Annotated in this window: 21 protein-coding genes; 17 read left to right on the top strand and 4 right to left on the bottom strand. The window is 64.8% G+C overall.

The genetic code is table 11. The features are described from left to right. Positions 1-29 precede the first annotated feature (29 nt). From B7X65_RS02380 to B7X65_RS02370, 3 genes are all read left to right on the top strand, one after another. Entirely contained in the window at positions 30-1,346 is a 1,317-nt protein-coding gene (locus B7X65_RS02380) for a TRAP transporter large permease (protein ID WP_293592377.1), read from the top strand. A 217-nt stretch (positions 1,347-1,563) separates the two neighbouring features. Further along, entirely contained in the window at positions 1,564-2,529 is a 966-nt protein-coding gene (locus B7X65_RS02375) for a tripartite tricarboxylate transporter substrate binding protein (RefSeq protein ID WP_293592376.1), read from the top strand. Positions 2,530-2,589: 60 nt separating this feature from the next. Next, positions 2,590-3,477, top strand: a complete 888-nt coding sequence (locus B7X65_RS02370; RefSeq protein ID WP_293592375.1) for an NAD(P)-dependent oxidoreductase — start codon at positions 2,590-2,592, stop codon at positions 3,475-3,477. A gap of 5 nt (positions 3,478-3,482) precedes the next feature. Here the strand turns inward: B7X65_RS02370 and B7X65_RS02365 are convergent, their stop codons facing one another. Then, the gene (locus B7X65_RS02365; protein ID WP_293592374.1) at positions 3,483-4,415 is read right to left on the bottom strand and encodes a LysR substrate-binding domain-containing protein; all 933 of its coding nucleotides are present in this window, start codon (positions 4,413-4,415) and stop codon (positions 3,483-3,485) included. A 161-nt stretch (positions 4,416-4,576) separates the two neighbouring features. On the opposite strand from B7X65_RS02365, the gene B7X65_RS02360 reads away from it, so the two are divergent. The 11 genes from B7X65_RS02360 (at position 4,577) to B7X65_RS02310 (ending at position 12,745) form a co-directional block, all read left to right on the top strand. Further along, on the top strand, positions 4,577-5,269 hold the full coding sequence (locus tag B7X65_RS02360) for a substrate-binding domain-containing protein (RefSeq protein WP_293592373.1): 693 nt from the start codon (positions 4,577-4,579) through the stop codon (positions 5,267-5,269). Positions 5,270-5,313: 44 nt separating this feature from the next. Further along, positions 5,314-6,342: an amidohydrolase family protein gene (locus B7X65_RS02355; RefSeq protein ID WP_293592453.1), complete on the top strand. Its 1,029-nt coding sequence runs from the start codon at positions 5,314-5,316 to the stop codon at positions 6,340-6,342. 18 nt (positions 6,343-6,360) lie between these two features. Beyond that, positions 6,361-7,044 (top strand): 4-carboxy-4-hydroxy-2-oxoadipate aldolase/oxaloacetate decarboxylase, encoded by a 684-nt coding sequence (gene ligK / locus B7X65_RS02350; protein ID WP_293592372.1) that lies wholly within the window; start codon positions 6,361-6,363, stop codon positions 7,042-7,044. 33 nt (positions 7,045-7,077) lie between these two features. Beyond that, the gene (locus tag B7X65_RS02345) at positions 7,078-8,001 is read left to right on the top strand and encodes an amidohydrolase family protein (protein ID WP_293592371.1); all 924 of its coding nucleotides are present in this window, start codon (positions 7,078-7,080) and stop codon (positions 7,999-8,001) included. Positions 8,002-8,039: 38 nt separating this feature from the next. Further along, positions 8,040-8,483 (top strand): protocatechuate 4,5-dioxygenase subunit alpha, encoded by a 444-nt coding sequence (ligA, locus tag B7X65_RS02340; protein WP_293592370.1) that lies wholly within the window; start codon positions 8,040-8,042, stop codon positions 8,481-8,483. Between the two features lie 2 nt (positions 8,484-8,485). After that, positions 8,486-9,340: a class III extradiol dioxygenase subunit beta gene (locus B7X65_RS02335; protein ID WP_293592369.1), complete on the top strand. Its 855-nt coding sequence runs from the start codon at positions 8,486-8,488 to the stop codon at positions 9,338-9,340. Further along, positions 9,341-10,294: a Gfo/Idh/MocA family oxidoreductase gene (locus B7X65_RS02330; protein WP_293592368.1), complete on the top strand. Its 954-nt coding sequence runs from the start codon at positions 9,341-9,343 to the stop codon at positions 10,292-10,294. Between the two features lie 165 nt (positions 10,295-10,459). Then, complete coding sequence (locus B7X65_RS02325) at positions 10,460-10,831, top strand: GIY-YIG nuclease family protein (RefSeq protein WP_293592367.1); 372 nt, start codon at positions 10,460-10,462, stop codon at positions 10,829-10,831. Continuing rightward, positions 10,828-11,253, top strand: coding sequence for an AsnC family transcriptional regulator (locus B7X65_RS02320; RefSeq protein ID WP_293592366.1), 426 nt, complete (start codon positions 10,828-10,830; stop codon positions 11,251-11,253). The genes B7X65_RS02325 and B7X65_RS02320 overlap by 4 nt, the downstream gene beginning before the upstream one ends. After that, positions 11,250-11,741, top strand: coding sequence for a hypothetical protein (locus B7X65_RS02315; protein ID WP_293592365.1), 492 nt, complete (start codon positions 11,250-11,252; stop codon positions 11,739-11,741). The genes B7X65_RS02320 and B7X65_RS02315 overlap by 4 nt, the downstream gene beginning before the upstream one ends. After that, positions 11,741-12,745 (top strand): aldo/keto reductase, encoded by a 1,005-nt coding sequence (locus tag B7X65_RS02310; protein WP_293592364.1) that lies wholly within the window; start codon positions 11,741-11,743, stop codon positions 12,743-12,745. Before B7X65_RS02315 ends, B7X65_RS02310 begins: the two co-directional genes overlap by 1 nt. 81 nt (positions 12,746-12,826) lie before the next feature. Here B7X65_RS02310 and B7X65_RS02305 read toward each other — a convergent pair whose 3' ends face one another. Continuing rightward, positions 12,827-13,753 (bottom strand): LysR family transcriptional regulator, encoded by a 927-nt coding sequence (locus B7X65_RS02305; RefSeq protein WP_293592363.1) that lies wholly within the window; start codon positions 13,751-13,753, stop codon positions 12,827-12,829. A gap of 77 nt (positions 13,754-13,830) precedes the next feature. Here B7X65_RS02305 and B7X65_RS02300 point away from each other — a divergent pair, with 77 nt between their 5' ends. Together B7X65_RS02300 and B7X65_RS02295 are read left to right on the top strand one after the other, a co-directional pair. Next, the gene (locus tag B7X65_RS02300; protein ID WP_293592362.1) at positions 13,831-14,202 is read left to right on the top strand and encodes a protocatechuate 4,5-dioxygenase subunit alpha; all 372 of its coding nucleotides are present in this window, start codon (positions 13,831-13,833) and stop codon (positions 14,200-14,202) included. An 11-nt stretch (positions 14,203-14,213) separates the two neighbouring features. Next, on the top strand, positions 14,214-15,053 hold the full coding sequence (locus B7X65_RS02295; RefSeq protein ID WP_293592361.1) for a class III extradiol dioxygenase family protein: 840 nt from the start codon (positions 14,214-14,216) through the stop codon (positions 15,051-15,053). 7 nt (positions 15,054-15,060) lie between these two features. On the opposite strand, the gene B7X65_RS02290 is transcribed toward B7X65_RS02295, so the two are convergent. Then, positions 15,061-16,200, bottom strand: a complete 1,140-nt coding sequence (locus tag B7X65_RS02290; protein ID WP_293592360.1) for an FAD-dependent oxidoreductase — start codon at positions 16,198-16,200, stop codon at positions 15,061-15,063. 233 nt (positions 16,201-16,433) lie between these two features. Continuing rightward, positions 16,434-18,623, bottom strand: coding sequence for an RNA polymerase sigma factor RpoD (rpoD, locus tag B7X65_RS02285; protein WP_293592359.1), 2,190 nt, complete (start codon positions 18,621-18,623; stop codon positions 16,434-16,436). 13 nt (positions 18,624-18,636) lie between these two features. On the opposite strand from rpoD, the gene B7X65_RS02280 reads away from it, so the two are divergent. Further along, positions 18,637-18,828, top strand: coding sequence for a hypothetical protein (locus tag B7X65_RS02280; protein WP_293592358.1), 192 nt, complete (start codon positions 18,637-18,639; stop codon positions 18,826-18,828). Positions 18,829-18,944 lie beyond the last annotated feature (116 nt).

Raw genomic sequence — 18,944 nt, 5'->3', positions numbered from 1 at the left:
CACGATGTGGCGGGTGCAGGGGGCCGGGCATGAGCGGTATTGAACTCGCGCTGTGGTCGTTCCCTGTCCTGCTGGTGCTGATTTTCCTGCGCGTGCCCATCGGGCTGTCCATGCTGCTGTGTGGTTTTGCCGGGGCATGGGTGGTTTATGGCAGCATCGCGCCGATTCTCAACCAGCTCAAGCAGGTGACCTATGTCACCTTCTCAAGCTACTCCCTGTCGGTCATTCCGCTGTTTTTGCTGATGGGGCAGTTCGCCTCGATTGGCGGCATGTCGGCGTCGCTGTTCAAGGCGGCCGAGGCTTGGCTGGGCCACCGCCGCGGCGGCGTGGCGCTGGCCGCCATCGGCGCCTGCGCCGGTTTTGGCGCCATCTGCGGTTCGTCGGTAGCCACGGCTGCCACCATGGGCCAGGTGGCCTTGCCCGAACTGCGCAAGAGCGGCTACTCGGGCGCACTGGCGACCGGCTGCCTGGCTGCGGGCGGTACGCTGGGCATCCTGATTCCGCCTTCCATCGTGCTGGTGATCTACGCCATCCTGACGGAGCAAAACATCGCCAAGCTGTTCCTTGCCGCGTTTGTTCCGGGCATCCTGGCCATGATCAGCTACATGATCGTGGTGGCCCTTTATGTGCGCGTCAGCCCCGGCAGCGCCGGCAAGCTGGCGCCCATGCCTATGCCCGAGCGCTGGCGTGCCACGCGCAAGGTCTGGCCGGTGCTGACCATCTTCATCGTGGTGGTTGGGGGAATTTACGGCGGCCTTTTCACACCTACCGAGGGCGCGGCCATAGGGGCCGCCAGCACCGGCCTGATGGCATTGGTCAACGGCTCGCTGGGGCGCAAGCAATTGCGCGAAGCGCTGGTGGGCACCGCCATGGCCACCGGCATGATCTTCATGATTGTGCTGGGCGCCGGCGTGTACAACACCTTCCTGGCACTCTCGCAGTTGCCGCAGGAGGCCGCCTCGATGGTGGCTGCCTCGGGCATGAGCCCATGGATGGTCATGGCGGCCATTCTTCTGTTGTACCTCGTGATGGGCTGCTTCATGGACTCGCTGTCCATGATCCTGCTGACCATCCCGATCTTCTTTCCCATCGTCACGGCGCTCGACTACGGCCTGCAACCTGAAGAGTTTGCGATCTGGTTCGGCATTCTGGTGCTGATCGCGGTGGAGGTGGGCATGATCACGCCGCCGGTAGGCATGAACCTGTTTGTGATCAACTCGATCGCACGGGACATACCCATGAGCCAGACCTTCAAGGGGGCCATGCCGTTTGTGGCCAGCGACATGGTGCGCATCGTGATCCTGGCGGCCTTTCCGTCCATCACGCTGTTTGCGTTGAGGCTGTAAGCGCGACACGCATGGCCCTCGCGGTGCTATTGAATCAATAGCTGCCTGCGCCCGGCTGTGATGGGCCGGGGCCACTTTGGGCTCATTATTTTTACAAAGCCGGCTGCACCCTTCAGGCCTGTTTGTGATGGCTGCCAGAAGGCGGGGCCGCTTTCGGTGCAGCGCGGTATACGCCAAAATGCCCCGTTACCAGCGATACGACACACGGGACACCCACATGACTTTTCAACGCCTTGCCACCGGTCTTCTGGCCTCCCTGCTGCTGGCTTCGCTGGCCGCGGCACAAACCTTCCCGAGCAAACCCGTCCGGATCGTGGTGCCTTTCGGGGCCGGCGGCGTGGCCGACCTGACCGCGCGCACGGTGGCGCAAAAACTCAGCGAGTCGCTGGGCCAGCCGGTGCTGGTTGACAACAAGCCCGGTGCCGGCGGCGTGGTGGCCGGCGAGATGGTGGCGAGGGCGCAGCCCGACGGCCACACCCTGCTGCTGATGTCCAATGGCACGGCGGTCAGTGCGGGTTTGTTCAAGTCGCTGCCGTTTGATGCGGTGCGCGACTTCGCGCCGGTCTCCACGCTGGGCTTTTTTGACATCGCCGTGGTCACCCCCGCCGATTCGAAATTCAGGACCCTGGGCGAGCTGCTGGCTTTTGCCAAGGCCAACCCCGGCAAACTCAACCTTGGAAGCATCAACATCGGCAGCACGCAGAACCTCGCGGCCGAATTGTTCAAGATCAGCTCCGGCGCCGACGTGCAGATTGTTCCGTTCAACGGCACGCCGGCGGTGGTCACGGCCCTGCTTGGCGGCCAGATCGATGCTGCCGTGGAAATCCTCGGCCCCATCCTGCCGCAGATCCGGGCCGGTGCCCTGCGTGCGCTGGCTGTCACCGGCGACAGGCGTGCCGCGGTGCTGCCCGAGGTGCCGACGGCCAGGGAAAGCGGCCTGCCCACCTTTGTGGCCTCCAGCTGGAACGCGCTGGCCGCGCCGGCCAGGACGCCGCCCGCCGTGATCGCCCGGCTGAACCGCGAAGTGGTGGCCGCCGTCAACGCGCCGGAGGTCCGCAGGAAGCTGGCCGAGCTCAACGTCGAAGCGCGCGGCAGTTCGCCCGAACAGGCCGCCGAACTGCTGGCCGGTGAAACCAGGCGCTGGGGCGAGGTGATCCGGCGCGCCAGGATTCCGACTCAGTAATGACGTTCATGAAGCGACCGGTCGGCCGCAGGTGAAGCAGAAAAAGCAGGAGAAACATCCGTGAAGTTTGAACATATCGGCATGATCGGCTACGGCGAGGTCGGAAAAATTTTCACCGCCGGCCTCAAGGACAGGGTGGCGGGCATCAGCGCCTGGGACCTCACCTTCGAGGCACCGGCCCTGCGCGAGGCGCAGCGTGCCCATGCGGCGCAGGCCGGTGTGGCGGCGTGCGCGTCCATGGCGGCGCTGTGCGGGCGGGCTGACCTGATCATCTCTGCGGTCACGGCGTCCAACACGCTGGCGGTCGCGCAGGCCGCCGCCGCCCATGTCCGGCGCGGCACGGTTTTTCTGGACCTCAATTCCGCCTCACCCGGTACCAAGCAGCAGGCCGCGGCCCTGATTGATGCGGCGGGTGGGCACTATGTCGAAGCCGGTGTGATGACCTCGGTGCCGCCTTATGGCATCCAGGTGCCCATGCTGCTGGGCGGCACGCGTGCGGCTGAACTGGCCGGCGTGTTCATGGCCTGGGGCATGGATGCGAAGGCGGTCAGCGAAAAGCTGGGCGTGGCCAGCGCCATCAAGATGTGCCGCAGCGTGATGATCAAGGGCCTGGAGGCGCTGGTGATCGAGAGTTACACCACGGCCCGTGCCTACGGCGTGGAGGACCACGTGTTGCCGACGCTGGCCGAAACCTTCCCCAGCATCGACTGGGAGAAGCAGGGCGCCTACTTTTTCAGCCGGGTGGTGCAGCACGGCCAGCGCCGTGCCGAGGAAATGCGCGAGGCGGCCAACACCGTGCGCGAGGCCGGCGGCGGCTTCGAGCCTTTCATGGCGTCGGCGATTGCCGACAAGCAGCAGTGGGTGGCCGACCAGGCCCGGGCCGGTGTGTTTGCCGGTCTGGGCAAGGACGCCCGCTGGCAGGACTACGCGGACCGGCTGTTGCAGTAACCGGGTCAGGCATAAGGCTTGATGGCCTCGACCACCACCGACTTGACCACCTCGACCGCCATTTTCTGCGTGTCGGTACTGGCGCGGCGTGAGGAGCGCGCGAGCATCAGCTCGCTCATGATGCGCGGCGAGTGGATGCTGCGCAGCAGGAAGGGTTCGGGATCATCGACGTTGCTCAGCGTGTAGCTTGGCAACACGGCATGTCCCATGCCTTCCTTGACCAGGCTCAGGATGGCGTTCAGGCCGTCCACCTCCAGCGTGATCTGCGGCTTGCGACCTATCGTGATCATTTCGCTCTCGATCAGGATGCGGAAGGCATTGGGGCGGCTGGGCAGGATCAGCGGCAGCTCGGCCACCTCGGCGAGGCTGATGGGCTGCCGCTTGCCGGCCCGGCCTTTTTTCGCGGCACCGGCCTTGACGCTGGTCTTGGGGGAAATCAGCACCAGCTCTTCGGAGTGCAGCGTGGTGATTTCCAGCTCGGGTGAACGCTCGGAGTTGTAGAGCACGGCCATGTCGAGGTTGCCCACACGCAGGCCCTCGTGCATCAGCACGGAAAAGCCTTCGGTCAGCGTCAGCTGGGCGTGCGGCAGCTGCTGGCGGAAAGCCCGGGTGAGCGGCACCGTGATGAGTTTGGACAGGCTGGGCGGCAGGCCGATGGACACGCGCCCGGCCAGGGCGCCGCGCGCAGCACCCAGTTCTTCGCGGGCCACCTCTACCTGGTGCAGGATGCCCCGTCCGTGCTTGAGCAGCAGCTTGCCCGCTTCCGTCGGGAGGGCGCCGCGCCCGTTGCGGGTCAGCAGGTTCTGCCGCAGCTCCACCTCCAGCAGGCGGATCTGGCGGCTCAGCGCCGGCTGGGCAATGTCCAGCGCAATGGAAGCGCGCGTGAAGCTGCCGAGTTCGGCCACGCGTACGAAATATTCAAGCTGCTTGAGGTCCATGACGGGGAAGGGTGGCGGGTTGTCCTGTAGTTGTCCTGAATGGATATAACAGGCGTCGATCAATGCCGGTATGTTATATCAGCTAGAAACCGCGCTGCCTTGGCGGGAGGCAGGGCCGTCGTCACAATCAATCGCATGACCCTCCACGCTGACCGACTGCCATGACGACCGACCTCAAGGGCATTTCCTCCATGGCCACCCGCCTGGTGCTGGCCGACCTGGTGACGGCTTTCGAGCAGCAATCGGACTGCCGCGTGGCCATCGAATCGGTCGGCGGCGTCGATGCGGCCAGGCGCGTGCAGGCCGGCGAGGCCTTTGATGTCGTGATCCTGGCATCCGACGCGATCGACAGGCTGATCGCTTCCGGCCATGTGCTGGCCGGCAGCAGGGTGGACCTGGTCCGCTCGGGTGTGGCCGTTGCCGTGCGCGCCGGCGCGCCCAGGCCCGACATCTCGACGGAAGACGCATTGCGCGAGGCGGTGCGCGCCGCGCGCAGCATCAGCTACTCGACCGGGCCCAGCGGCGTGGCGCTGGCCGGCTTGTTCGAGCGCTGGGGCATCGCCGGCGAGATCCAGAACCGCATCGTGACTCCGCCGCCGGGCATTCCGGTCGGTTCGCTGGTGGCGTGCGGCGAGGTCGAGCTGGGTTTTCAGCAACTGAGCGAACTGATGCACCTGCAGGGCATCACCGTGCTGGGCCCCTTGCCGCCGGCCATCCAGATCATCACCACTTTTTCTGCCGGCGTGTGCACCGGCACCCGCAACGCAGAAGCGGTGCGCGCCATGCTCGCATCCATGAACACGCCGCAGGCCGCCGAGGCCAAGCGCCGCCAGGGCATGGACCCCGCCGCCTGACCGACACCCCCTTGCATTTCCAGGAGACCTGTATGAAAAAATCATTGATCATCGACTGCCACGGCCACTACACCACGGCCCCCAAGGCGCTGGAAGAGTGGCGCAACCGGCAGATCGCCGGCATCAAGGACCCGGCCATGATGCCCAGGGTGGCTGAGCTGAAGATCAGCGACGACGAGCTGCGCGAGTCGATCGAGACCAACCAGCTGCGCCTGATGAAAGAGCGCGGCAGCGACATCACGCTGTTTTCGCCGCGTGCCAGCTTCATGGCTCATCACATCGGTGACTTCAATGTCTCGTCCACCTGGGCGGCCATCTGCAACGAACTCTGCTACCGCGTCAGCCAGCTGTTTCCCGACAACTTCGTGCCGGTGGCGATGCTGCCGCAGTCGCCCGGCGTCGATCCGGCCACCTGCATCCCCGAGCTGGAAAAGTGCGTGAAGGACTACGGCAACGTCGGCATCAACCTGAATCCCGATCCTTCGGGCGGCCACTGGACCTCGCCGCCGCTGTCCGACAGACACTGGTACCCGATCTACGAGAAGATGGTGGAGTACGACATCCCCGCGATGATCCACGTCTCGACCTCCTGCAACGCGTGTTTTCACACCACCGGTGCGCACTACCTGAACGCCGACACCACGGCCTTCATGCAGTGCCTGACCTCGGACCTGTTCAAGGACTTTCCGACCTTGCGCTTCCTGATTCCACACGGCGGCGGCGCCGTGCCCTACCACTGGGGGCGCTTCCGCGGCCTGGCGCAGGAGCTGAAAAAGCCGCTGCTGTCCGAGCACCTGCTCAACAACATTTACTTCGACACCTGCGTCTACCACCAGCCGGGCATTGACCTGCTGAACACGGTGATCCCGGTGAAAAACGTGTTGTTTGCCTCCGAGATGATTGGCGCGGTGCGCGGCATCGACCCCGAAACCGGCAACTACTACGACGACACCAAGCGCTACATCGAAGCCAGCAAGATCCTCAGCGCCGATGACCGCCACCAGATCTACGAGGCCAATGTGCGCCGTGTGTTTCCGCGCCTCGATGCGCGCCTCAAGGCCAAAAGCCTTTAATTGACGGAGATACGAATCATGACCACTCTGGGCATTGTCAAACGCAACATCGTGCGCGCCGACCAGGCCGCCGTCGACCGGCTGACCCGCCTGGGCGCCGCCACCGTGCACGAGGCCATGGGCCGCGTCGGGCTGATGAAGCCCTACATGCGCCCCATCTACCGCGGCGCGCAGGTGTCGGGCACCGCGGTGACCGTGCTGCTGCACCCCGGCGACAACTGGATGATGCATGTGGTGGCCGAACAGATCCAGCCCGGCGACATCGTGGTGGCGGCCCTCACCGCCGACAACTGTGACGGCTTCTTCGGCGACCTGCTGGCCACGTCCTTCATGGCGCGCGGTGCGCGGGCGCTGGTGATCGACGCCGGTGTGCGTGACGTCAAGACGCTCGAGGAAATCGGCTTCCCGGTGTGGAGCAAGGGCATCAGCGCCAAGGGCACGATCAAGGCCACGCTGGGTTCGGTGAACATCCCGGTGGTGTGCGCGGGCGTGAGTGTCAACCCGGGCGATGCGGTGGTGGCCGACGACGACGGCGTGGTGGTGGTGCCGGCCGAGTGGGTCAAGAAGGTGGCCGACGCCGCCGAAGCCCGCGAAGCCAACGAAGGCGAAAAACGCGCCAAACTGGCCTCTGGCATTCTGGGCCTGGACATGTACAACATGCGGGAGCCGCTGGCCAAGGCCGGCCTCAAGTACATCGACTGACACACTGACTGAAAAACCGACTGAATGCTGACCATGGAAAAAACTGCGACGGGCGATTTCACCAAAACGCCAGGCTGGCTCGACTGGTACGACGGCCCCGCCAAACCCCGCTTCAAGCTGCCCGCCGGCGCGGTGGACGCGCATTGCCATGTGTTCGGCCCGGGCGCGCAGTTCCCCTATGCGCCCGAGCGCAAGTACACGCCGTGCGACGCCTCCAAAGACCAGCTGTTCGCGCTGCGCGACCACCTGGGTTTCGATAAAAACGTGATCGTGCAGGCCACCTGCCACGGCAGCGACAACCGTGCGCTGGTCGATGCGCTGCGGCACTCGAACAACAAGGCGCGCGGTGTCGCTACCGTCAACCGCAACGTCACCGATGCCGAGCTCCAGGAGATGCATGAAGCCGGCGTGCGCGGCACGCGTTTCAACTTTGTCCGGCGCCTGGCCGACTTCACGCCGCGCGAGGTGTTGCTGGAGATTGCCAACCGCATTGCGCCCCTGGGCTGGCATGTGGTGGTTTATTTCGAGGCACAGGACCTGCCCGAGCTGTACGACTTTTTCACCGCGCTGCCGACCACGGTGGTGGTGGACCACATGGGCCGGCCCGACGTGAGCAAGCCGGTGGACGGCCCCGAGTTCGAGCTGTTCGTCAAGATGATGCGCGAGCACGACAACATCTGGAGCAAGGTCAGCTGTCCCGAGCGCCTCAGCGTGAGCGGCCCGCCGGCGCTGAACGGCGAGCAGAACGCCTACCGCGACGTGGTGCCTTTTGCCCGGCGCCTGGTCGAGACCTTTCCCGACCGTGTGCTCTGGGGCACCGACTGGCCGCACCCCAACCTGAAAAACCACATGCCCGACGATGGCCTGCTGGTGGACTACATTCCCCATATCGCCACCACGCCCGAATTGCAGCGCAAGCTGCTCGTCGACAACCCGACCCGGCTTTACTGGAGCTGACTGCGTCAGGTTCAACCACTGGTCAAAGAGAAACCATCATGTCACTCGAAAAACCTTACCTCGATGTCCCCGGCACCACGATTTTTGACGCCGAGCAATCCCGCCTGGGCTACCACCTGAACCAGTTCTGCATGTCGCTGATGAAGGCCGCCAACCGCGAACGCTTCAAGGCCAATGAGCGCGCCTACCTCGATGAGTGGCCCATGACCGAAGAGCAGAAGCAGGCGGTGCTGGCGCGCGACCTGAACCGCTGCATCAAGGCCGGCGGCAACATCTACTTCCTGGCCAAAATCGGCGCGACCGACGGCAAGAGCTTTCAGCAGATGGCAGGCAGCATGACCGGCATGACCGAAGAGGAGTACCGCGACATGATGATCGGTGGCGGCCGCTCCGTCGAGGGAAACCGCGTGGTCGGCGAAGACGGCACTGCGCAGGCCCAGCACCAACCCCAAGGCAAAGCCGGCCAGAAAGCGAGTGCCTGAACATGGCCAAAATCACCGCATCCGTTTACACCTCGCACGTGCCCGCCATCGGCGCGGCCCTCGACCTGGGCAAAAGCGGCGAGCCTTACTGGCAACCCGTGTTCAAGGGTTACGACTACTCCAAACAGTGGCTCAAGGACAACCCGCCCGACGTGATTTTCCTGGTCTACAACGACCACGCCACGGCGTTCAGCCTGGAGATGATTCCGACCTTCGCCATCGGCACCGCGGCCGAGTTCACGCCGGCCGACGAGGGCTGGGGTCCGCGCCCTGTGCCCAAGGTCATCGGCCACCCCGAACTGGCCGCGCACATTGCGCAGTCGGTGATCCAGCAGGACTTCGACCTCACCATCGTCAACAAAATGGACGTGGACCACGGCCTGACCGTGCCGCTGTCGCTGATGTGCGGCCAGCCGCAAGCCTGGCCCTGCCCGGTGATTCCGTTTGCCGTCAACGTGGTGCAGTACCCCGTGCCGTCGGGCCGGCGTTGCTTCGAGCTGGGCAAGGCCATCCGAAAGGCAGTGGAGAGTTTTGACAAGCCGCTGAAGGTGCAGATCTGGGGCACAGGCGGCATGAGCCACCAGCTGCAGGGCCCGCGTGCCGGCCTGATCAACAAGGAGTTCGACAACGCCTTCCTCGACCAGCTGATCACCGACCCGGCAGGCCTGGCCGGCAAGCCGCACATCGACTATGTGCGCGAAGCCGGCTCGGAGGGCATCGAACTCGTGATGTGGCTAATCGCCCGCGGCGCCATGTCCGACGTGGCCGGTGGCCCCGCGCCCAAGGTCGCCCACCGCTTTTACCATGTGCCCGCCAGCAATACGGCGGTGGGCCACCTGATTCTGGAGAACAAGTAAATGAGCAAAACCATCAAAGTCGCATTGGCTGGTGCAGGCGCCTTCGGCATCAAACACCTCGACGGCATCAAGAACATCGATGGCGTGGAAGTCATCTCGCTGATCAGCCGCGATCTGGAGAAGACGAAAGAAGTCGCTGCCAAATACGGCATCGGCCATGTCACCACCGACCTGGCCGACAGCCTGGCGCTCAAGGAGGTGGACGCCGTGATCCTGTGCACGCCGACGCAGATGCATGCCGAGCAAAGCATTGCCTGCATGAAGGCGGGCAAACATGTGCAGGTGGAGATCCCGCTGGCCGACACCCTGAAGGGCGCCCAGGAGGTGGTGGCCCTGCAGAAGCAGACCGGGCTGGTCGCCATGTGCGGCCACACCCGCCGCTTCAACCCCAGCCACCAGTACGTGCACAAGGAAATTGCGGCGGGCCGCTTCAACATCCAGCAGATGGACGTGCAGACCTATTTCTTCCGCCGCAGCAACATGAACGCGCTGGGCCAGCCGCGCAGCTGGACCGACCACCTGCTGTGGCACCACGCGGCCCACACGGTGGACCTGTTCGCCTACCAGTGCGGCAGCCCCATCGTGAAGGCTAACGCCATCCAGGGGCCGATTCACCCGGCGCTGGGCATTGCGATGGACATGAGCATCCAGCTCAAGGCCGCCAACGGCGCGATCTGCACCTTGAGCCTGTCCTTCAACAACGACGGGCCGCTGGGCACCTTCTTCCGCTACATCGGCGACAGCGCCACCTACATTGCGCGTTACGACGACCTGTTCAACGGCAAGGAAGAAAAAATCGACGTGAGCAAGGTGGACGTGTCCATGAACGGCATCGAGCTGCAGGACCGCGAATTTTTCGCCGCCATCCGCGCGGGCCGCGAGCCCAATTCCAGCGTCGCCAAAGTGCTGCCGTGTTACCAGGTGCTGCACGACCTGGAGCAGCAACTGAACTAGGGCCTGTTAACAGGCCCTCGGGCCTTTATAATTGCGGCTCAGGCGCTGAGGGGCGCCTGCCCGCACAAGAGGCTCTCACCCTCCTTCATTTTTTATCAACCTGACAGATCACGGGTTCGCTGGCCAAGCGCGGGATTGGCATGTAGCGCACCCAGGAGTCTTGTCATGGCATCAACCCTTTCTTTTCCCCCTGTTCCCGCGCCGGCTTCTGCCGGCCGCACGCGCAGCGAGCTGAAAAAGCAGTACCGGGAAACCCCGCCGCCCATGGGCGTCTACGCCATCCGCAGCCTGTCCAGCGGCCGCGTGATTGTGGAAGCCAGCACCAACGTGCACGCGGCGATGAACCGCGCCCGCTTCGAACTGGACCGCAAGTCCTACCGCGACAAACACCTGCAACAGGACTGGCTGGCCTTCGGGCCGGACAACTGCCGCTTCGAAGTCATCGACCTCGTCAAGCGACGAGACGACCCGGCCTTCGACTACAAGGCGGAGCTGGCCGGGCTGCTGGCGATGTGGCGCGAGGAACTGGGTGTATGAAAGCCAATGCACTTGACGATTGCCTGCAGGTCAGCCTGGCGCATGCAAGCCTCACGCTGAAACTGGACGACGTTCTGGGCCTCTTCCATGGCCTGAGCCTGGGCGAGTTCATTCTGCTGCGCCTCCTGGCACAGGCAGAAGGCGGGCGCCTCCCGCTGGCCGGCCTGGTGCGACCCCTGGGGGTACGCATGTCGGCCGTGGTCCGGCAGCTTGCGCCCCTCGAAAAGACCGGCTATCTCCAGCGGGAGCCCGGGCGCATGGTGGCACTGCGGCCGGCCGGACGGGCGCGCGTGACCGAGGCTGCAGTGACCGCCGAGGCTGTTTGCTCGGAAGCGCTGGCGGGCATGGATGATGCGGCGCGGGAGCGTTTGAGGGCCATGCTGTCACAGCTTTGCCGCAGCACCGTGCTGGAGCTCACGTGAGCGCGCTGCTCGATGAATTGAAGACACGTGCGCGGCTTGGTCTCAACGCCGCCCGGCGGGGAGAGACGGGGCCTGGCGAGCTACGCCTGCGTCATTGCCTGAACCAGGTGGCGCGCGAGGTGGGCTTTGTCCACTGGGAACACGCGCGGGTCGTGCTGGGAGGCCTGGCGACGCGGGAGGATGACATGGGGACGTTCTGGCACGCGCCGCAGACCGGCATGTTGCTCAATCTGTGGCTGGCCAGGTACGAGGACGCGCAAACGGCTCTGAAAGCTGATCCGCGGGCGTTCCTGTTGCCGTACCGGCGCCAGTTCATGGTTGTTCAGGCAGATTTCATTGAGGAGTTGGGCATGGACGCCAGCCATCCCGCATGGGCCGAGACCGCCCATGACCTGGTGGCCGCCTATGGCGGCAGCGCCTGGCTGACATTGGCGGGCCGGCGGCTGAAGGCGCCACGATCCAGCTTCGTTTCCAGTAAGCTTGAGTGATGCAAGAACGAACCATAGGCCCCTTCCACGTTACAGCCATCGGCCTGGGCTGCATGAACCTGAGCCACGCCTACGGTGCGCCGCCATCGGCGGAGCAGGGCGAACGTGTGCTGCTGGCCGCTCTCGATGCCGGCGTCACGCTTTTCGACACGGCGGCGCTGTACGGCTTCGGTGCCAACGAGACGCTGGTGGGCAAGGTGCTGTCAAAGCACCGCAGCCGTTTCACACTGGCCAGCAAGGGCGGCATGGCGGGTGTGCAGTTCGAGGACGGCGTCAAACGCGTGATCGACGGCCGGCCCGAGACCCTTCGCAAGAACTGCGAAGACAGCCTGCAGCGCCTGCAGACCGACGTGATCGACCTTTACTACCTGCACCGCTGGGACAAGAAGGTGCCGATCGAGGACAGCGTGGGTGCCATGGCGGATCTGGTGCGCGCGGGCAAGGTGCGGGCCATCGGCCTGTCCGAAGTGTCGGCCGCCACGCTGCGCAAGGCCCATGCGGTGCACCCGATTGCGGCCGTGCAGACCGAGTATTCGCTGTGGACGCGCAACCCCGAGATCGCGGTGCTGGAGGCCTGCCGCGAGCTGGGCGCGACGTTTGTCGCCTTCAGTCCGGTTGCCAGAGGCTTCCTCTGCGATGCGCTGCACGACGTGAGCAGGTTGGACGCCAAGGACATCCGCAAGGCCATGCCGCGCTTCTCGCCGGAGAACTACGCGGCCAACCTTCAGCTGCTGCCGCCCTACAAGGCGCTGGCGCAGGAGGCGGGCTGCACGCCGGCCCAGCTCGCGCTGGCCTGGCTGCTGCACAAGGCACCGCATATCGTGCCGATTCCCGGCACCACCAGCATCGAGCATCTGCACGACAACCTCGGCGCGATGAACGTCCGGCTGGACGCGGGCCTGCTGGCCAGGCTGGAAGCGCTGGTCAACCAGGACACCGTCACCGGACACCGCTACAGCGCACAGAGTGTCAGCGAAGTGGACACCGAGGAATTTGCCGCTTGATCGGATTCCGGCGGAATGCTATTGTATTGATAGCTCCCTGCGGTTTATCCATAAGGGCTAGCGGCCTGTTTTACTGAAAATCTAGCCCGGTGCGGCGTCGGCCAGCGCCGGGCCCACCACGGCATCCAGCTGTTCGCGCAGCCAGCGGTGCGCCGGATCCTGCTGGTAGCGCAGGTGCCAGATCGCGTACATGGGCATGGAGGGGCAAGGCACAGGCGGCTGGCAACTGGCCAGGCCCTGGAAGCTGTGGTGCGCCAGCAGCCCCGGCACAGTGGCCAGCAACGGCGTGCCGCGCAGAAAGGCCGGCAGTGCGCTGAAGGACGGCACCATCACCGTGAAATGCCGCTTCAGGCCGCGCGCCGCCAGCACCTGGTCCAGCTCCAGGCTGCGGCGCGGCTCGTACACCACGGTGGCGTGGCTGGCGGCCAGGTAGTCGGCCTCGGTACGCGGCGCCTCGCGTTCCGCCGGGTCATAAAAGACCCGGTACTGGTCTTCGAACAGGCGTTTTTGCACGATGTCGCTGCCTTCGGGCGGGCGCGGGCTGATGGCCAGCTGGCAGTCGTCGCTGCGCAGTGTTTCCAGCCGCGGCACTGCGGAAGGGATCACGCGCAGCACCACGCCCGGTGCCTGCATGCGCAGGCGCGCGGCCAGCGCAGGCAGCAGCAGGTCGCGCTGGAAGTCATTGGCGGCGATCGTGAAGGTGGTTTGCCAGCGCGCGGGGTCGAAGCTGCCGAGCCGCGCAAAACGCTCCAGTGCGCCCAGCAGTTCGCGCGCCGGCAGGGCCAGGGCCTCGGCGCGTGCGGTGGCCACGATGCCGCGGCCGGCCTTCACGAACAGCGGGTCGCCGGTGATGGCGCGCAACCGGTCCAGGCCGTGGCTCACGGCGGACTGCGTCACGCCCAGGCGCTGCGCCGCCGCAGTCACACTGCCGGTGTCGAGCACGGTCAGCAGCAACTGCAGCAACCTGGCGTCCAGCCCGGATCCATCGGATTCATTCATGGGTTCCATCAGCATTCATCGGTTTATCTTTTGTAATCGGGCGGCAATACTGGGGTACTGATACAGGTCAACCCGAGGAGATTTCCGTGTCCCATTCCCCGCCAAAGCCGATTCCCGGCACCACGCTGTTTGACGGCGAGCAGGCCCAAAAAGGCTATGCGCTCAACAAGATGTGTTTCTCGTTCAACAACGCGGACAACCGTGCTGCCTTCAAGACCGATGAGGTGGGCTACATGCTTCGTTATGGCCTGAACGGGCAGCAGGCCCAAGCCATACGCACGCGCAACGTGCTGGGCCTGCTGGCGGCGGGCGGCAACGTGTACTACCTGGCCAAGTTCGCCGGCATCCTGGGGCTGGACGTGCAGGACCTGGGTGCCGCGCAGACCGGCCTGAGCAAGGAGGCCTTCAAGGCGCGGCTGCTCGCGCAGAACGATCAACCCGCCACACTGTTGGCCTGAGGAAAAGCAGCATGGCAAAAATCATCGGTGGCCTGACCACTTCCCACGTGCCCGCCATTGGCGGTGCGATCGCCCGGGGCGCCCAGCAGGAGCCCTACTGGAAACCCTTCTTTGACGGCTTTCTGCCGGTGCGGGCCTGGCTCGACGAGGTCAAGCCCGACATTGCGGTGGTGTTCTACAACGACCACGGCCTGAACTTCTTCCTCGACAAGATGCCGACCTTTGCCGTGGGTGCCGCGCCCGAGTACCGCAATGCCGACGAAGGCTGGGGCATTCCCACGCTGCCGCCGTTCCGGGGTGTGCCCGAGCTCTCCTGGCACATCATCAATGAACTGGTGGACAAGGAGTTCGACATCACGACCTGCCAGGAAATGCTGGTGGACCACGCCTTCACGCTGCCGCTCAAGCTGTTCTGGCCCGAGGGCCCGTGCCCGGTGCTGACGGTGCCGATCTGCATCAACACCGTGCAGTTTCCGCTGCCCAGCGCCAAACGCTGCCTGGCCCTGGGCAAGGCGGTGGGCGAGGCGATCGCGTCGTGGGACAGCGACAGGAAGGTGGTGGTGATAGGCACCGGCGGCCTGAGCCACCAGCTCGACGGCGAACGCGCCGGTTTCATCAACAAGGCCTTTGACCTGAAGTTCATGGACAGCCTGATCAGCGAGCCCGAGTGGGCCGCGCAATACAGCATCCATGAACTCGTCGAAAAAACCGGCACCCAGGGTGTGGAGCTGCTGATGTGGCTGGCCACGCGCGCCGCCGTGCCGGGCCGCGTGCGCAAGGTGCACACCAACTACCACATCCCGATTTCCAACACGGCCGCCGGCATGATGGCGCTGGCCGCGCTGGACTGAGCGAGGGTCAGGCCGCCGCAGCGCTCAGTCGGGACGGGCTGAGCATGGCGGCCGTGAGGCCGAAGGCGGCGATGCGTTCGGGAACGGGCAGGCCGCGCGCGAGTGCGGCGCAGGTCTCGCCCATCGCGGCCGAGGTCTGGATGCCGTAGCCGCCCTGGGCCGCGACCCAAAAGAAGCCCGGCGCGTGGACATCGAAGCCGCCCACCAGGTCACCGTCGGCAACGAAGGAGCGCAGCCCGGCCCAGGTGCGCGTGGGCCGGCGGATGGACAGCGTGGTCATCTCCTCGATGCGGTGGATGGCTAGGGCGATGTCCATTTCCTCCGGCTGCACGTCATGCGGCGCCACCGGGTCGGCATTGGCCGGCGAGCCCAGCAGCATGCCGGCGTCGGGCTTGAAGTACCAGTCTTCGGCTACGCCGCCGGTCAGCGGCCAGCCGCCCGTGTTCACGTCTTCCGGGGACGCAAAGATGAAGGCCGAGCGCCGCCGCGGCTCCAGGCCGATGCCGGGCAGGCCGGCGAGGGCGGCGACCACGTCGGCCCAGGCGCCAGCGGCATTGAGGACCACGGGCGCTTCGTACACTTGGCCGCCCGCCTTCGCCCGCCAGACGCCACTGGCGCGCTCAAGTGCCGTGACTTCTGCGTTGCACACCACCACGCCGCCTGCGCGGCGCAACCCGCGCAGATAACCCTGGTGGATGGCATGCACGTCCATGTCGGCGGCCTCGGGTTCGTACACCGCGCCCAGCACCTTGCCGGGGCGAAGCGCGGGCACCCTGGCGCAGGCGCCTGCGCCGTCCAGCAGCTGCGCATGCGGCGTCATGGCGCGCAGGATGTCCCAGTGTTCGGCGAGCAGCGCATCCTGTCCGTGGGTCGCCACCATCATGGCGCCGCGCGGGCCCAGCAGCGGGTGTTCGGCAAAACCCTCGGGCGGCGACTGCAGGAAGGCCCGGCTGGCCATGGTGAGGGCGCGCACCTGGGGCGTGCCATAACTTTCCATGAACAGCGCAGCCGAGCGGCCGGTGGAATGGTAGCCCGGCTGCGGCTCGCGCTCGAGCAGGGTGACACGGCCGTGCGGTGCCAGCCAGTAGCCGACGGAGGCAGCGGCGATGCCGCCGCCGATGATGAGGAAGTCGGTGGATTCAGACATGTCGTGCAGCGCTCATGGCAGTTTGGTGGACGAGTTCGGTGAACGCCAAGTGTAGGGTGGCGCAGGCGAAGGCCGCTTGCGCGGCACAGTTTGCTATCTTTTATGAAGCGCCCCAGGTCCAACCCATGAGGGCTGCAGCTCGTTCCATGCACAAAAAACAACGCCCCGGACCGCTGTGGGCGGGCCGGGGCGTTGGGCTGCCGTGCCGCTTGCGCGGCAAGGGGGCCGGGTGCTTACAGCGTGTCGATGAAGCTGCGCAGCTTGTCCGAACGCGAAGGGTGCTTGAGTTTGCGCAGCGCCTTGGCCTCGATCTGGCGGATGCGTTCACGCGTCACGTCGAACTGCTTGCCAACTTCTTCCAGCGTGTGGTCGGTGCTCATCTCGATGCCGAAACGCATGCGCAACACCTTGGCTTCGCGCGGTGTCAGGCTGTCGAGGATGTCCTTGACCACATCGCGCAGGCCGGCCTGCATCGCGGCTTCCAGCGGTGCGGTGTTGGCGCTGTCCTCGATGAAGTCGCCGAGGTGCGAATCGTCGTCGTCGCCGATTGGTGTTTCCATCGAGATCGGCTCTTTCGCGATCTTCATGATCTTGCGGATCTTGTCTTCCGGAATCTCCATCTTTTCGGCCAGGATGCTGGCGTCGGGCTCGAAGCCGAACTCCTGCAAGTGCTGGCGCGACAGGCGGTTCATCTTGTTGATGGTCTCGATCATGTGCACCGGGATGCGGATGGTGCGGGCCTGGTCGGCGATGGAACGCGTGATCGCCTGGCGAATCCACCAGGTGGCATAAGTCGAGAACTTGTAGCCGCGGCGGTATTCGAACTTGTCGACTGCCTTCATCAAACCGATGTTGCCCTCCTGGATCAGGTCCAGGAACTGCAGGCCGCGGTTGGTGTATTTCTTCGCGATCGAGATCACCAGGCGCAAGTTGGCCTCGATCATCTCTTTCTTGGCGTCACGCGAGTTGGTCTCGCCTTCGTTCATGCGCTTGTTGATGTCCTTGAGCTGGGCCAGCGGCACGACCACGCGGGCCTGCAGTTCGCCGAGCTTGGTCTGCAGTTCCTGGATGGGCGGAATGTTGCGCGCCATGATGACCGACCAGGGCTTGCCGGAAGCCACCTGTTTCTCGACCCATTTCAGGTTCAGCAGGTTGGGCGGGAAGTCCTTGATGAAGACTTCCTGCGGCATGCCGCACTTCTCGACGATGATGCGGCGCAGCTCACGCTCTTTCTTGCGCACGTCCAGCACCTGGCCGCGCAGCAGGTCGCACAGTTTTTCAATCGTCTTGGCGGTGAAACGCACGGTCATGAGCTCGTCGCTCAGGGCTTTTTGCGCTTTGGTATAGGTGGGCGTGCCCCAGCCTTCCTTGTCGTAGGTCTTGTGGACTTTCTCGAACAGGGAGGCGATGGTGTCGAAGCGGCTCAGCGCTTCCTTCTTCAGCTCTTCGAGCTTCTTGGTCAGCGCCTTGGAGCCGCCCTTGCCGTCGTCGTCGTCTTCCTCGTCGAACTCGTCAAAGTCTTCCTCGGCCACGTAATCGTCGGCTTCGTTGGGGTTGGAAAAACCGTCGACCACGGTGGAGATGACCACCTTGCCTTCGCGGATGTCTTCACCCAGGCGCAGGATCTCGGCAATCGTGGCCGGGCTTTCGGAGATGGCTTCCATCATCTTCATCAGGCCGCCCTCGATGCGCTTGGCGATCTCGATCTCGCCTTCGCGCGTCAGCAGCTCGACCGTGCCCATTTCACGCATGTACATGCGGACCGGGTCGGTGGTGCGGCCGAACTCGCTGTCCACCGTGGACAGGGCGGCTTCAGCGGCTTCCTCGGCTTCCTCTTCGGTGGAGCCGGCGGGCGCGTTGGCGGTGATCAGCAGGGTTTCCGCGTCAGGCGTCTGCTCGTACACGGCCACACCCAGGTCGTTCAGGGTGACGATGACCGCGTCCAGGGTTTCGGCGTCGATCAGCTTGTCGGGCAGGTGATCGGAAATTTCGCCGTGGGTCAGGTAGCCGCGGGTCTTGCCGAGCTTGATCAGTGCCTTCAGGCGTGCACGGCGCTTGGCCATGTCTTCTTCGGACAGGACGGTCTCGTCCAAGCCGAACTCTTTCATCAAGGCGCGTTCCTTCGCCTTGCTGATTTTCATGCGCAGCGGTTTGACCTTTTCGGTCGTTTCCACCACCGGTTCGCCGACCAGATCGTCCTCGATGTCGGACATGTCCTCGTCGCCGTCACCCTTGATGGCCACCTTGGGCTTGCGGCCGCGCTTGGCGCCGCCGGCTTCCACCGCGGCAGCGGGGTTTTTCGGCGGGCGACCGGGTTTCTTTTTCACAGGCACGTCGGTGCCGGCTGCGGTCGGGGTGACCTTCAGCTCGGCTTCTTTTTTGGCAGCAGGTTTGGCGGTGGAGGCAGGAGACTTGGTCGGCACAGGGGGCACTTTCTTGACAGGCTTTTCAGATTTCAGGGGCGCTTTGCTGGCTGCATCTTTTTTGCCAGGAACTGGTCTGGATATGGCGGTTTTTCCGGGTTTTTCAAGCTTGTTGCTGGCGGCTTTCCTGACCGGCGGTCGGGCGGCAGCCTTGGCTGCCGCTTTGGGCTTGGTCACGGTTTTGGCAGTCTTGCTGGACTTTTGAGCAGGCATGGCGAACTCCCCCGGTGTGAAACTTTCCTCAACAGACTTGGGTTCCTGACACCCGACAGCGGTCGGGCTACAGGCACAAAAAATGCCCGCGCCGGATGGCTGGGCATT

The organism is Polaromonas sp. 39-63-25, assembly GCF_002278925.1.
Lineage (GTDB): Bacteria > Pseudomonadota > Gammaproteobacteria > Burkholderiales > Burkholderiaceae_C > Polaromonas.
The sequence above is the reverse complement of the archived record's forward strand: the minus strand, read 5'-3'. Positions and strand labels throughout refer to the sequence as shown.